The following is a 13,417-nucleotide window of genomic DNA, read 5'->3' on the forward strand; positions in this document are numbered from 1 at the left end:
AATGCAAAGGGGTGCGTTTGGGTGCGTCAGACATGGCAGAGACCTTTCCTAAGACCTTGGCAACATTGCCGCATGGATTGCAACGTTATCTCTGTATTGTCGCCAATTGACACCAAGGTTCCTAGGACTGCGCAGCGAGTCAACAGGCTTCGACTGCTGGCGGTCTTTTGGTCCCCGAGGGCGGCGTTGCAGAGGCATGTATACGGCCGCATGCAGCGGCTTTGCATCCTATAGGAAACTTTTTTCCGTTAGGCAACATAGCATGCGACGTGCCATGGGCAAATTTCTGCGGCGAACTAAAGACAGCCGAGCCATCAAACTGATTTTTAGCCGCTTTCTGCCAAAGGGCTCTGGCACCAACCCTGAACCTGCCCTAAGACTTCGCGCAAGAGGGGACGCAATGGCACATATCACACTGGTGCGTCACGGGCAGGCCAACACCACCGCACGTGACGAAGTAAACTATGACAAGCTCAGCGATCTGGGCCATCAGCAAGCCCGTTGGCTGGGCGCGCATCTGCAGAACACACGAGCGTTCTACCCGCGCGTCTATTGCGGAACCCTGTCGCGCCACGTGGAAACCGCCGCCAGCATGGGACTGCCCGAACCTACCCGTGATCCACGCCTCAATGAGGTTGAATACTTCAACATTGCGAAACTGTATGAAGAGCAACATGGCATCCCCGTGCCGACCGACCGGGAAGGGTTTGTCGATCATCTGCCGCGCACTTTTGCCGCATGGGCCAGAGGCGAGATCGAGGAAACGCCCGAAACCTTTGAGGAGTTCGAAACACGCGTCTCGGACGCTTTGCGCGATGTCGGCACCGAAGGGGGTCCGGCGATTGTCGTGACCTCGGGTGGGTTGATCTCGATGGTTGTAAGGCAGGCCATGGGACTGGATATACCCGCGATGTCGCGGGTGGCTCTTGCCATCATGAACACCTCAATGCATCGTCTGCATCCGATAGGCGCGCAGCTGAGCCCGGTTCTGTTCAACGCAGTCCCGCATCTGGACGCCCCAGACAGGCAGTTTGCGCAAACGCATCTGTAATCCAAGCCCGGAGGCACTCTGATGCAGCTTTATTATGCCCCCCGCACCATTTCGGTCGCCGTTGCCATCGCGTTGGAGGAGGCCGGTCTGGACTATGAAGCGGTCCGTCTGGACTTCGCCGAAGGCGACCAGACCAAACCGGCTTACAAACAGATCAATCCAAAAGGCCGTGTGCCTGCATTGGCGGTTGATGGTGGTATCCTGACTGAAACCGGGGCGTTGCTGGAATATGTCGCTACGGTTGCGCCTGACGCAAATCTTGTCCCCGCCGATCCTGTCATGGCGGCCCGTATGCGCGAAGTGATGTACTATCTGGCCTCGACCATGCATGTGAACCATGCACACAAGCTGCGCGGGGCCCGTTGGGCCGACAAGAAAGCCAGCTGGAAAGACATGACCGGCAAGGTCGCCCAGACCATGACGACGTCCTGTGGTTACATCGTATCAAACGGTTTGCGCGGGCCCTTTGTGTTGGGCAATACCGTCTCGCTGGCGGATGCGTATCTTTATGTAGTGTGCAGCTGGCTGGAAGGCGACGGCGTGGACGTGTCGGCCTTTCCCAAAATCCTCGCTTTCCGCGAGGCGATGGAGGCGCGCACCTCGGTTCAGGCGGTGCGCGCCGCCGGGATGATTTGAGTAAAGGACGACGCATGACACATCTCTGGGTCCGGGCAGAGCAACGCCCGAATGAAGAACGGGTTGGATTGACCCCAGAAGGCGCGGCGTCCCTGATTGCGGCAGGCGTCCGGGTGACTGTCGAAGAAAGCCATGCCCGCGCTATCCCGATAGAGGGCTACAAAAACGCAGGCTGCGAGATTGCGCCCGAAAATTCCTGGCCCGATGCCCCCCTTGATGCCATCATCTTTGGTTTGAAGGAGTTGCCAGAGGACGGTACCCCCCTGCCCCATCGCCACATCATGTTCGGTCACGCCTATAAGGGTCAGCATTCGGGGCGTTCACTAATGGATCGGTTCAAGACCGGGGGCGGCACGCTTTATGATCTGGAGTACCTTGTGGATGAGAATGGCCGCCGTGTCGCAGCTTTTGGCTACTGGGCTGGTTATGCTGGCGCAGCTGTCACGCTCAAGACATGGGCGGTGCAGCAACGGAACGAGGAATGCCCGCCGGTTGGTGTCTATCCCAGCAAGGACGCGCTGAATGCTGAGTTGCTGGCCGAGTTGGACGCCACCGGCACCGACCGCCCCCGCGCCATCGTAATCGGTGCCTTGGGGCGCGTTGGTTCAGGCGCGGCTGATCTGTGTGAGGCGATGGGTGTCACTGTCACCAAATGGGACATGGCCGAAACCGCCGGCGGCGGTCCTTTCCCCGAAATTCTGGAACATGACATATTTCTGAATTGCATCTTCGCCCGCCCGAGCACCCCAGTCTTTGTGCCGCGCCAGGCGCTGACAGCGCCGCGTAAACTGACCGCTATTGGTGATGTCGCCTGTGACCCGGACAGCGATTACAACCCGGTTCCGGTTTACGACCGTGCCACCACATGGGACGCCCCCGCCCTGCGCGTTGCGAGTGATCCGGTGATGGACGTCATGGCGATCGACAATCTGCCTTCGATGCTGCCGGTCGAAAGCTCGGACGACTACGCCGCGCAACTGCTGCCAACTCTGCTGACGTTGAAAGAGATCGAAAGCGGTGTTTGGGGTCGGGCACAGGACGAGTTTCGCAAACATGTCTGAGCCGGTGCACACATGGAACACTTGATCGGCGGTGCAGCAGCGGTTCTTGGAACGATCTGCTGGCTCCCCCAGACCCTGAAAACGTGGCGCAGCCGCGAAACCAAGGACCTGTCTCTGCCTGCAAACCTGCTGATCCTGACAACACTGACGTTGTGGTTGGCCTACGGATTGATGATCGCTGCTTGGCCTTTGATTCTGGGCAATGTGATATCGATCCTTCTTGTCGGTGCGATCGTGGTCGCGAAACTGAAATTCGGCTGAACAGCCATAGAGGAGCTTAAGCATGACCATCCATTGGTGTGGCACCGGCCTGTCGGCCATCCCCGGCCTGCGTCGCCTGATTGAAGGCGGGCACAAGGTCACTGTCTGGAACCGGACCATTGAAAAGGCCAAGGCTGAGATCGGAGATCTGACCAACGACATACGTGCTTTTGACATCGACGAGCTGGGAGCAGTGCTGGAAAAAGGTGACGTTATCGTCTCGATGCTGCCGGGTGATTGGCACGTGCCGCTGGCGGAACTCGCGATTTCCAAAGAGGCCAATTTTGTCTCATCCTCTTACATTGCGCCCGAGATGCGCGCGTTGGATGACAAGGCCCGCGAGGCCGGTGTGGCGCTGGTGAATGAGGTCGGGCTTGATCCGGGTATTGACCACCTGATGGCACACGCCCTGATCGCCGACTATTGCGCCTCGGACGCGTTTGATGCGCAGAACCACCTGAGCTTTATCTCGTATTGCGGCGGCATTCCGAAGAACCCCAACCCATTCCGCTACAAGTTCAGCTGGTCGCCTTTGGGTGTGCTCAAGGCGCTGCGTTCACCGTCGAAATCGATCCGCGATTATGCGCCGCTGGATGTCGCGCGCCCATGGGATGCAATCAGCAGCTATTTAGCGCCTCTGCCCACACCGGAAAGTTTTGAGGTTTATCCGAACCGAGACTCGCTGCCCTTCATGGAAGAATATCAGTTCGAGGATCACTGGACCGTCAAGGAATTCGTCCGCGGCACCTTGCGCCTGAATGGCTGGGCCGATGCGTGGTCGGACGTGTTCAGCGAGATCGAAACACTGTCCGGACCCGAGGGCGACGCGCGCCTGAAGGAAATGTCGGACCAGTTCTGGGACGAAAACGCCTATGACGAAGGGGAACCGGACCGCGTGGTTCTGTGCGTAGGACTGAAGGCCGAGAAAGAAGGCACACACGTCTGGCACAAAACTTATGTCATGGACGCGTGGGGCGACGCGCGCGGGACGGCAATGGCGCGACTGGTATCTATCCCGGTCTCGCTGGCGGTCGAAGCGGTCCTGAACCGTGCGATCGCCGTCGGTGTCCATGCAGCACCCAGCGATCCAAAACTGGTGCAGGGCTGGATGGCCGAGATCGACAAGCTGGCGCAGCATTTGCAAGTCGTCGATCACACCGCCTAAATTCAAATTAAAAAAGCCACTCCTATATGTCGGAGTGGCTTTTAGTCTTCGTCTCTGTCGCCGGTAATAAACCTGGCTATCGCCACAGCTTCAGATGAACCGTTGGATCGTATCGTCAAGATCGTTGCGGTTTATGCCCAGTTCGGACAATTCCTGATCGGAAAAGCTGTCCAAATACTGTGCGGCCCGCACGATATCGGCGCTGATCGCACGTAGTTGCATGGCGCGGTCGAACAATTGCAGGGCACTGGTCGTGGGCGGCAATTGCTTGCTTGGCGGGATGACATCAAACATTGGTACTACCTCATAACTGGTTACGCGGGTGCTATTTCCGGCACTTGCTTACTGCCGATAAGGTGCGCCGTGATAAACACTTTGATAGGCGCGTTGCTTGATTTCAGCCCGAGGGATGCCGATGTCGCTCAGTTGGCAATCGTTTAGCGCCTCCAGGTCGTGGACTGTGTTGGCAAAAACCCTGCGGCGGAAATGCTCGGTTCGGGCCTCTGCATAATTCGCAAACAGCGTGGAAAAAACGTTGCCGTTCGGGGTTATTGTCTGTGTCGCTTCCATGGTCTTCTCCTCCTGAATTTGGATTGCGGTATTGGTCACAATTCAAATAAAGGAACCGGTTCTTAAGGAGAGGACACCGCAACATTAAACTCCGTTAACGAAGCTTACCTAGCGTGATCTCTGCCGGATGTACGGGTTGGAAGACTTTTGCCCAAGATAAAAAAGGGCGGTTTGATGCGGAATACGCGGTATTCAGGCATTGCTTGTTTGTTTGCGCGGCTTGGCACAAAGCATGGGCCGCTACAAACGCAGCGGCCCATGGAGTATTTTAAACTTCGTCCGGGTTCGGAACGATCAGCGTCGGGATCTTCGACCGGCGCAAGACACGTTTTGCCACCGTACCAAGGAAGGTGTGCGAAAAGCCGTGGTCATGCGCGCCGAGTACGATCAGATCGCACCCCATCTCGACCGAACGCCGCAGGATCACCTCGGCCGGGTGCCCGTCGGTGACCTCGATAGAGGACACCTGTTCACGGATCTTCGCGTCATCGCCTTCGAACTGTGCCCAGAACTTGGCTTGCCGTTCGGCCAGCACCTTGCGCACCATTTCATGGCGACGCTGGGCCGCGGTTTTACGCGTCTCTTCGTTCAGGATGAACATGTCCATCGTGATCTTCGCATCGTCCGATAGGGGTTCGTTCACATGCAGGACGTGAATTTCTGCCCCTGTCGCCATCGCAATGCTGGCCGCATTGCGCATGGCATGACCCGAGTTTTCCGACAGATCGGTGGCGAACAGGATATTTGTCACCATTTGTTTCATAGCATCATCCTTTCAGGTCAGTAGCCCAACAGCCTTGGCAGCCATAGCGACAGCTCAGGGAAGAACGCAATGATAAAGATCGCGATCGTGTTAGCCGCTGCAAAGGGCAATGCACGGATCGAGATCTGCTCGATCGTTATGTTCGAAATACCCGATGCAATGAACAGGTTTTCACCCAGCGGCGGCGTCTGGAAGCCGATACCCAGCGTACAGACCATCACCACACCAAAGTGGATCGGGTCGATACCGACTGAATAGGCCACAGGCAGCATCACCGGAACCAGGATCAGGATGGTGGCCAGTGTTTCCATGAACATGCCGACGAAAAGCAGGAAGAAGATGATCAGCGCCCAGATCACATAAAGGTTGTCGGTAAAGCTGAGCATCGAGTCCGCGATGATCGCCGGGATCTGGTTTTCCACCAGAAGGCGGCCAAACACGGTCGCGGTGAACAGGATCAGCAGAACGCGGCCCGTCAGCCAAGTCGTGGCTTCAAGCGACTGGAACAGCGACTGCCATGTCAGTTCACGGTAGATGACCACGCCAACGAACAGAGTGTAGAAGATCGCAACGATAGCGGCCTCGGTCGGGGTGAAGAAGCCGGTATAGATACCACCCAGGATCACCAGCGGCGCCATCAGCGACCAGAACCCGCGATACATCTCGCAGCCCACGTGACGGATCGACCAACCTTCGGCTACACCTTTGTACCCACGCTTTTTAGACATGAAGTAGTTCAGGATCAGCAAGCTGGTGGCGATCAGGAAGGCCGGGACAAAGCCCGCGATGAACAGTTTCGAGATCGAAACCGACTGGAAGGTGCCGAACTTTTCAACTGCTTCCAGCGGAGGCGCCATACCGAGCGCGGCAATGCCGAAGATCACCATCGGGATGGAGGGAGGAATAATAATCCCGAGGCCGCCAGAAGAAGCGGTAATAGCAGAGGCATAGCCGCGCTCATAGCCACGGTCGATCATTGCTGGGATCATCAGCATCCCCACGGCCGCGGTTGTTGCCGGGCCCGAGCCCGAAATGGCGCCAAAGAACAGACAGGCCATAACCGTCGCAGCCGAAATACCGCCGGTGAATGGACCAGCCAGACTTTCAGCAACATTGATTAGGCGTTTTGAGATACCGGCGGCCTCCATTAGAGCCCCGGCCAGAATAAATGCAGGCAGCGCCATCAATGGGAACGCACCCACCGAGGTAAATGCAATCTGCACGAACTTGATTGGGTTTTCGCCTAAGTAAAGGAACGAAAACAGCGATGCCACACCCAGCGCAACCGTAATCGGTGCGCCGATGAGCAGCAGTAAAAGAAACGATCCAAATAGGATTGTGACGATTTCGGATTCCATGGTTTTTCCTCCCTGCCTCAGTCGCGCTTAGCTGCTTCGGTGGCAGCTTTGATTTCATCAAGGTCGATCTGGTCAGGATCATGGATGTCTTCACCTTTGATCAGGCGGCGATAGTTCACCTGAATGATGCGCACGGTCATCAGCGCAAAGGCGAGAGGCAGAACCATGTAGACATACTTCATCTCAATACCCAGGGTCTGGGATTTCCAGAACTTGTTCATCTTGTTGAAGACAAAGTCCGTCGCCAGATACAGGAAGTAGACGTTGAAAAAGAGCCAGAAGAGATCAGCAAAAGCCTCGATGTACTTGATGTAGCGTTCGGGCAGGAACTTGAACTGGAAGGTCACCCGGTTATGCGCACCTTTCAATGCCGCATAGCTGGCGCCAAAGTAGACAAACCAGACGAACATGTAGACTGACAGTTCTTCGATCCAGCTGTACGAAAAGCCAAAGACTTCACGCGCTATGATCTGTAAAAACAGCAGACAGACGAAGCCGGATAGCAGGATCCGGCAGATGATACTTTCGATATTGTCCAGAAATCTCCAGAACATTTCGGAATTCCCTCCTCCCTGAGATGAAAAGAGCGCCGAAGCGCTCTTTTCCTCTTCGCTCTTTGGCGATTATTGCTGGACCGGGTCGCGGCCGATGGCCTCGAGGACCGTGTTCAGTTTGTCGACACCACCGATAGATTCGTAGAACTGCGGCCATACGGCACCGGTTGCCAGTTCAATGAACTCGGCCTCATCGTTCTCAGGATCGATGATTGCCATACCCTTGGCGGTCAGCTCTTCTTTGATCGCAGCTTCAGAGTCACGCAGGAACTGTGCGGAAATCTCAGTTGCTTCCTGACCGGCTTCCAGAATGATCTTCTGATCTTCTTCGCTCAGACCCTGGAATACAGATTCCGAAACAATCAGCGGTTCAATCGAGAAGATGTAACGCAGGTTGGTCACGTGGTTCTGGACCTCGTAGAACTTCATTGCGTTGATCGTCAGGTAAGGGTTGTCCTGACCGTCGACAACTTTGGTTTGCAGACCGGTGAAGGTCTCGGACCATGCCATCGGAGTCGGGCTGATACCCCAGGACTTGTAGGTTTCGATCATGATTTCGTTCTTGGGAACGCGGATGATCAGGTCCTGCAGGTCAGCAACCGAGCTGACAGGCTTTTTCGAGTTGGTCAGGCGGCGGAAACCTGTGTAGGTCCAGCCGATGATGCGCACACCTGCGTCACGAATGGTGTTTTCCACCAGTTCCTGACCGATCGGGCCTTGGGTCAGCTTTTCAGCATCTTCCAGGGACAGGATCACATAAGGCAGAGTGAATACACCAACCGAAGGCGAGAACGGCGTGATGTTGTTGATCGCCAGCAGCGACATGTCCAGCGTGCCGATCGCGGCCTCGTTGACGGTGTCCTGCTCGGAACCCAGCTGACCGTTCAGGAACAGTGTAGCTGTGTGTGCGCCACCCGATTTTTCTTCGAGTGCCTTAACGAAAGCCAATCCGAGGGCTTCTTGTGCGCTGCCAGCACTATCGCCTACAGCAATCTTGAAGTTTTTCGCGTCGGCTGCGCCAGCAACCATTAGTGCTGCGACCGAAACGGCAGCAGTCATGGTGCCAAGCTTTTTGATGAATGACATAGATGTCCTCCCAGTTTTATCATGTTTCGAGGTGCGCGCTGACCTGGGGAGAGATGGCCAGTCCGATTCTACCTCGGCTTTTTCAGAGTAGCTCGTGAAATGTGTTTCTATGTTGCCATTCTTTGCGCGATAGGTTTCATATATATAGAACCTTAGGAATTGGGAAGAAAATGGTTGCCTCACGCATCGGCGACAGCGACATCCGATTGCTGCGCGTTTTCAAGACAGTTGTGGAAAGTGGCGGTCTGTCTGCAGCCGAAGTTGAGCTGAATATCGGCAAATCGACAATCTCAAAGCATGTTACTGATCTGGAACTGCGATTGGGCCTGAAATTGTGCACACGTGGCCCTGCGGGGTTCGCCCTGACAGAAGACGGCGCAAAAGTGCTGCAAGCAGCAGATCACTTGCTTGTGTCCGTGTCGCAATTTCGGAACGAGGTCAGCGAGATCAAGGAACAATTGGGGGGAACTATTCGTGTTTCTCTGTTTGATCAATGTGCGTCAAATCCGGATTCCCGGCTTGCCCGCGCCATTCATCGATTCAACGAAGCCGCCCCCTCGGTTCAGATCGAACTGTCGCTTGAGCCGCCAAACGTGATCGAGACCATGGTCATCAGCGGTCAGCTCGACATTGGGATTATCGCGCTGCATCGCCCTTCGACAAGCCTTAACTATGCGCCGTTATATGGCGAGAACATGTTCCTGTATTGCGGCCGGGAACACCCTCTGTTCGAAATACCGGACCGGGAACTGAGGACGAGCGATCTGCTCAGGTACAACTATGTTGGGCTCAGCGTGAACTCTCCGAACCTGATCGTCGGCCAGCAACTGGGTTTTAAACGCTCAGCAAAAGTTCAAAGCGAGCAGGCGCTGGCCATACTTATCCTGTCGGGGCGATATATTGGCTATTTGCCTGATCATCTTGCGCAGGATTTTGTGGACCAGGAAAAGATGCGGATGGTGCTGCCGGACGAAACACAATATCGAACCCGGTTTGCAGCAGTGACCAGAAAGCAACCTGAACCGACGCGGGTGACAAACCTGTTTCTGGAAGTTTTGCAGAGCGAACATTCGAAACTCTGACAACTGCTCGGTTGGCACAACAGAAGTCGACTGCGGCCGAGAGGTAGTTCATCACATCCTGTCAACGGCCAAACGCGATATCGGGTTCACGTTTTTGGCGTCGCCAAAAACTTGTGACTTCCTGCCACATCACTAGCGCTCGCTTTCTTCTCACTTACATGCGCCTCACCAGTATGAGGCGGACAAATGATAGACGACGATCCCCAACCCGTAGGGTATTATAACGCGCACGAAATATGGACCCTGGACCCAACGCCTGCGGACCAGTTGGTCTATGACGCCTTTGCATCGGGTGTTGTCGATCTTCTGCAAGTGTTGGATGACAACAAGACCATGATGTCACGGGACGTTTACGCAAGACTGTTCGCCTCGCTGTTGGATCTTTCCCGAACTTTGGGAGAATACGAAGATGGATGGAAGCCGGACTAGGGGACGATTTCCAAGAACCCGCTGTTCCAAAGCACGGTACGGGGCGGCGGTTCAGGCGCCGCCCCGTACCTAAAGACTAGTTAGCTTGCGGTTGCGTTCCCAAGCGCGTTCAGCAGAGTGTTCAGATTGTGCTGGAACATCGCGAGATAGCTGGTGGCCGGACTACCCCGTTCCGACAAGGCGTCCGAGAACAGCCGTCCACCAATCACGATGCCCGTTTCATCCGAGATTTGCTGAATCAAAGTGGGGCTTGTGATGTTTTCAACAAACAGCGCCGCAGCACCATCCGCCTTCAGTTGGTCAATCAGAACAGCAAGGTCCTTGGCCGATGGCTCTGCCTCGGTGTCGATGCCAACCGGTGCAAGGAAAGTCAGGCCGTAGGCGTCTGCCAGATAGCCAAATGCATCATGTGCGGTCACAACCGTGCGGCGATTGGCGGGCAGGCCTGCCAGCTTTGTCTTGGTTTCTGCATCCAGCGCCTCAAGCTGCGCGATATAGGCCGCGGCGTTGGCAGCGATTTCTTCGGCGTGCTCGGGCATCGCCTCTGTCATCACGTCGGCGACATTGGTCACGTAAATCATGCCGTTCGACAGCGAATTCCAGGCGTGAGGGTCGATTTTGCCCTCGACTGTGACAGGCGTGATACCGTCGGTGGCAACGTGCACGGTTGCGTCAGCACCCGATTCAGCGATCAGGGTATCGGACCATGTCTCAAAGCCCAGACCGTTGACAAAGATGATATCGGCCTGAGCAACGGCCTTCGCGTCTGCAACCGAAGGCTGATACACATGCGCATCCGCGTCCGGGCCCACGATTGTCGTAACCGTGGCCAGATCGCCGACGACCTCTTCGACCATGTCGCCGAGGATCGAAAAACTGGCGACGATCTTGACGTTGTCTTCTGCCGCAACGGTCGGCAAGGCCGCCAAAGCAAACGACACAGAGGCGATGCCGGCATAGAGTGACTTAACAAGAGTCATTGTGCTCTCTCTTCTTGTTGAATTTGGGCAATGGGGATGTCTTTGGAAACAGACGGTTTGCGCATCCGTCTGCCAAAACCAAGGGGGCCGAAAATGGCCGAAAACAGAAAGAACCCACCGGCAACCAATACGATCGCCGGGCCGGACGGCGTGTCCGGGAACAGGTAGGACAGGGTCAGGCCGATCCAGCAACTGGACAAGGCAAACAGAAAACCCAGGATCAGTTGCCCGGTGATCGTACTGGCCCAATAACGCGCGGCAGTCGCGGGCAGGATCATCAAGCCAACGGCCATCAACGTGCCCAGCGTTTTGAATGCCGCCAACAGGTTCAGAACCAACAGCAGCATAAAACCCTGATCAACAAGCCACGGCCCGCGCGTCTGAGTTTCGAAGAAAACCGGATCACAGGTGCTGACAATCAGCGGACGAAGCAGAACGGCGAATGCCAGCAATGTTACTGTCGCCACCCCGCCGACAAGGACCATCGACGCATCGTCGATCCCAAGGATTGATCCGAACAGGAAGCTTTTTAGTGGAACTGCGGACCCCGCTGCAGACAGGATAAAGATACCTACCGCCAATGCGATAAGATACAGAGAGGCAAGACTGGCATCGCTGCGCAGGATCGTCCGGCGTGCCAGAAAGGCGGTCAAAATGGCGACGCCAACACCGGCGATCAGCCCTCCGACCAGCAGTGACATGACTGACAAGCCCGCCGTGACAAAGCCGATGACGATGCCTGGGGTAATCGCATGGGCCATTGCCTCACCAGCCAGCGACAGGCGACGCAGAACAAGAAACGCCCCTACCGGTGCAACCGAGGCCGACAGGACCGTGGTTGCCACAAAAGCGCGACGCATGAAGGCAAAGCTCCACATTTCTGCAATCAGGTCATACATTGGCGTGCTCCGCTGTTGAATGGGTGCCACGGAACATCCAGGACGCCTGACTTTCCGAGAGGTAACCTTGCGCAACCAGCCGATCTGGCGTCAGAACGTCATTCACCGGTCCATGGGTTGCCTCTTGCCCGCCCAAAAGCAGCGCATGGCTGCAATAATCCAGCACCGAGGAAAGATCGTGCACCACCAAAACCACCGCGCGCCCCTCATCGCGCCATCGGCGGATAATCGACAGCAGATGAGCTTCGGTACTTTGGTCGACTGCGGCAAACGGTTCATCCAGCAGGATCAGCGGCGCGTCCTGCATGATAACCCGCGCAAACAGCGCGCGCTGCAGTTGCCCACCCGATAGCATATGCAGAGGCCGGTCAGCGATATCCAGTACCCCGGCCTCATCCAGCGCGGCGGCCATCCGGTCACGCGCGGCGGCGTCCAGCCCGGTACGATAACCAAACCCGCGCCAGGCACCCATCGCGGCAAGATCCCTCACACGGATGGGAAATCGGCGGTCGAACTCGGTCATCTGCGCTAGGTACCCGATGTCACGAGGACGGCCTTGCGGCCAAATCAAACTGCCCGAAAGAGGATCCATCAAGCCAAGCAGCATCTTTACAAATGTACTCTTGCCCGACCCGTTCGCACCAAGAACGGCAAGGGTCGTTCCGGCCGCGATATCCATGGAGAGGCGGTGAAACAATGTCAGGTCGCGGTAGCCCAACGTCAGATCGCGTATTTGCAAAACGGCCGACATCAAATCACCGCGTAAATCGCGAGCCACAAAAGCGCCGACAACGCCAGAGCCCCCGCGACCAGCACCGGAACGCTGAATTCTGTCAGACACTTACCCCTTTGGGTGTCAGCTTTTTGCAATGACAACGGCAACGCCTCCTGTGTTCGGACAGGGGCAAAGCGAGCGCAAAGTCATGCACGGTACGGACCGCTTGAAACATTGTCATCTCCCTCTGGGACACCCCGCCCAGGTTCATAAATTTCGGATGGCAGGTCTCCTGACTTGCGGGTCAAAGCTATCCCGATCCTTCCCAGGCTATTGCCCAGTGGACGATCTCGGGTCGCTCGCCGCCTACAGTTGCGGGGGCAGTCACGGAATTGGTCTTTTTACAGAACCGCACCGTATTCCCTTTTATCCCTGACCGCAGAATACAGTCGGGAACCATCGCGAGGACAAAATACGAATTGATTTGATTCGACAAGAGCGCAAACTTGTGCAGGAAGGCTATTCGTTCCTATCGCTGATCGACCATAGACGTCGCGCGGTAGAGGTGACCAACGGTGGTTACTACACAGGCCCCGCTTCTTACAGCTTCAGACGCACGGCCAACGGTCTTTTGGACTGTTTTGATCTGCCTGGACTTTTTTTTGTTTACGGTTTTATGATTTGTGTCTTTGGTGTTGCGGTTATTCGCCTGACGGGGCGCATACGTTAAGCAATTGATCCGTGGGATCATTTGTAGTCTGACTGTGGTGTTTTGGGTTATCTGACGCTGGTTGCGGGAGTAGGATT

At 56.0% G+C, this 13,417-nt stretch carries 16 protein-coding genes and 1 riboswitch; of the genes, 7 read left to right on the forward strand and 9 right to left on the reverse strand.

Annotated elements, in window-relative coordinates:
- The first annotated feature begins 400 nt into the window (after nucleotides 1-400).
- Genes DS906_RS12385 through DS906_RS12405 form a run of 5 tightly spaced genes read left to right on the forward strand, consistent with a single transcriptional unit; the run spans nucleotide 401 to nucleotide 4,174 of the window.
- On the forward strand, nucleotides 401-1,051 hold the full coding sequence (locus DS906_RS12385) for a histidine phosphatase family protein (RefSeq protein ID WP_113790485.1): 651 nt from the start codon (nucleotides 401-403) through the stop codon (nucleotides 1,049-1,051).
- A gap of 21 nt (nucleotides 1,052-1,072) precedes the next feature.
- Entirely contained in the window at nucleotides 1,073-1,687 is a 615-nt protein-coding gene (locus tag DS906_RS12390; RefSeq protein ID WP_113790473.1) for a glutathione S-transferase family protein, read from the forward strand.
- A 14-nt stretch (nucleotides 1,688-1,701) separates the two neighbouring features.
- The gene (locus DS906_RS12395; RefSeq protein WP_113790474.1) at nucleotides 1,702-2,748 is read left to right on the forward strand and encodes a saccharopine dehydrogenase; all 1,047 of its coding nucleotides are present in this window, start codon (nucleotides 1,702-1,704) and stop codon (nucleotides 2,746-2,748) included.
- Between the two features lie 12 nt (nucleotides 2,749-2,760).
- Nucleotides 2,761-3,009 (forward strand): SemiSWEET family sugar transporter, encoded by a 249-nt coding sequence (locus DS906_RS12400; protein WP_113790475.1) that lies wholly within the window; start codon nucleotides 2,761-2,763, stop codon nucleotides 3,007-3,009.
- A 22-nt stretch (nucleotides 3,010-3,031) separates the two neighbouring features.
- On the forward strand, nucleotides 3,032-4,174 hold the full coding sequence (locus DS906_RS12405; RefSeq protein ID WP_113790476.1) for a saccharopine dehydrogenase family protein: 1,143 nt from the start codon (nucleotides 3,032-3,034) through the stop codon (nucleotides 4,172-4,174).
- 90 nt (nucleotides 4,175-4,264) lie between these two features.
- On the opposite strand, the gene DS906_RS12410 is transcribed toward DS906_RS12405, so the two are convergent.
- The 6 genes from DS906_RS12410 to DS906_RS12435 all read right to left on the reverse strand — a co-directional run bounded on the left by DS906_RS12410 (nucleotide 4,265) and on the right by DS906_RS12435 (nucleotide 8,505).
- Nucleotides 4,265-4,468 (reverse strand): hypothetical protein, encoded by a 204-nt coding sequence (locus DS906_RS12410; protein WP_113790477.1) that lies wholly within the window; start codon nucleotides 4,466-4,468, stop codon nucleotides 4,265-4,267.
- Between the two features lie 48 nt (nucleotides 4,469-4,516).
- The gene (locus tag DS906_RS12415; RefSeq protein WP_113790478.1) at nucleotides 4,517-4,744 is read right to left on the reverse strand and encodes a DUF1127 domain-containing protein; all 228 of its coding nucleotides are present in this window, start codon (nucleotides 4,742-4,744) and stop codon (nucleotides 4,517-4,519) included.
- 268 nt (nucleotides 4,745-5,012) lie between these two features.
- Nucleotides 5,013-5,507, reverse strand: coding sequence for a universal stress protein (locus DS906_RS12420; protein ID WP_058277392.1), 495 nt, complete (start codon nucleotides 5,505-5,507; stop codon nucleotides 5,013-5,015).
- A gap of 17 nt (nucleotides 5,508-5,524) precedes the next feature.
- Nucleotides 5,525-6,865, reverse strand: coding sequence for a TRAP transporter large permease (locus DS906_RS12425; RefSeq protein ID WP_108861887.1), 1,341 nt, complete (start codon nucleotides 6,863-6,865; stop codon nucleotides 5,525-5,527).
- 17 nt (nucleotides 6,866-6,882) lie between these two features.
- The gene (locus DS906_RS12430; RefSeq protein WP_113790479.1) at nucleotides 6,883-7,419 is read right to left on the reverse strand and encodes a TRAP transporter small permease; all 537 of its coding nucleotides are present in this window, start codon (nucleotides 7,417-7,419) and stop codon (nucleotides 6,883-6,885) included.
- Between the two features lie 69 nt (nucleotides 7,420-7,488).
- A complete protein-coding gene (locus tag DS906_RS12435; protein WP_113790480.1) occupies nucleotides 7,489-8,505 on the reverse strand; it encodes a TRAP transporter substrate-binding protein in 1,017 nt (338 codons plus the stop codon).
- A gap of 170 nt (nucleotides 8,506-8,675) precedes the next feature.
- Here DS906_RS12435 and DS906_RS12440 point away from each other — a divergent pair, with 170 nt between their 5' ends.
- Together DS906_RS12440 and DS906_RS12445 are read left to right on the forward strand one after the other, a co-directional pair.
- Nucleotides 8,676-9,587 carry a LysR family transcriptional regulator gene (locus DS906_RS12440; RefSeq protein ID WP_113790481.1) on the forward strand — a complete coding sequence of 304 codons (912 nt, stop codon included), beginning with the start codon at nucleotides 8,676-8,678 and terminating at the stop codon, nucleotides 9,585-9,587.
- Between the two features lie 186 nt (nucleotides 9,588-9,773).
- A complete protein-coding gene (locus DS906_RS12445) occupies nucleotides 9,774-10,016 on the forward strand; it encodes a hypothetical protein (RefSeq protein WP_113790482.1) in 243 nt (80 codons plus the stop codon).
- Between the two features lie 80 nt (nucleotides 10,017-10,096).
- Here the strand turns inward: DS906_RS12445 and DS906_RS12450 are convergent, their stop codons facing one another.
- The 3 genes from DS906_RS12450 to DS906_RS12460 are packed head-to-tail and all read right to left on the reverse strand — an operon-like array spanning nucleotide 10,097 to nucleotide 12,736.
- Entirely contained in the window at nucleotides 10,097-10,996 is a 900-nt protein-coding gene (locus tag DS906_RS12450; protein ID WP_113790483.1) for a metal ABC transporter solute-binding protein, Zn/Mn family, read from the reverse strand.
- Nucleotides 10,993-11,895 (reverse strand): metal ABC transporter permease, encoded by a 903-nt coding sequence (locus DS906_RS12455; RefSeq protein WP_233494776.1) that lies wholly within the window; start codon nucleotides 11,893-11,895, stop codon nucleotides 10,993-10,995. Before DS906_RS12455 ends, DS906_RS12450 begins: the two co-directional genes overlap by 4 nt.
- A complete protein-coding gene (locus tag DS906_RS12460; protein ID WP_113790484.1) occupies nucleotides 11,888-12,736 on the reverse strand; it encodes a metal ABC transporter ATP-binding protein in 849 nt (282 codons plus the stop codon). The genes DS906_RS12455 and DS906_RS12460 overlap by 8 nt, the downstream gene beginning before the upstream one ends.
- Nucleotides 12,737-12,874: 138 nt before the next feature.
- Nucleotides 12,875-13,086: riboswitch (cobalamin riboswitch) on the reverse strand.
- Nucleotides 13,087-13,417: the final 331 nt, after the last annotated feature.

Origin of the sequence: Ruegeria sp. A3M17 (assembly GCF_003318255.1) — a bacterium.
GTDB lineage: Bacteria > Pseudomonadota > Alphaproteobacteria > Rhodobacterales > Rhodobacteraceae > Ruegeria.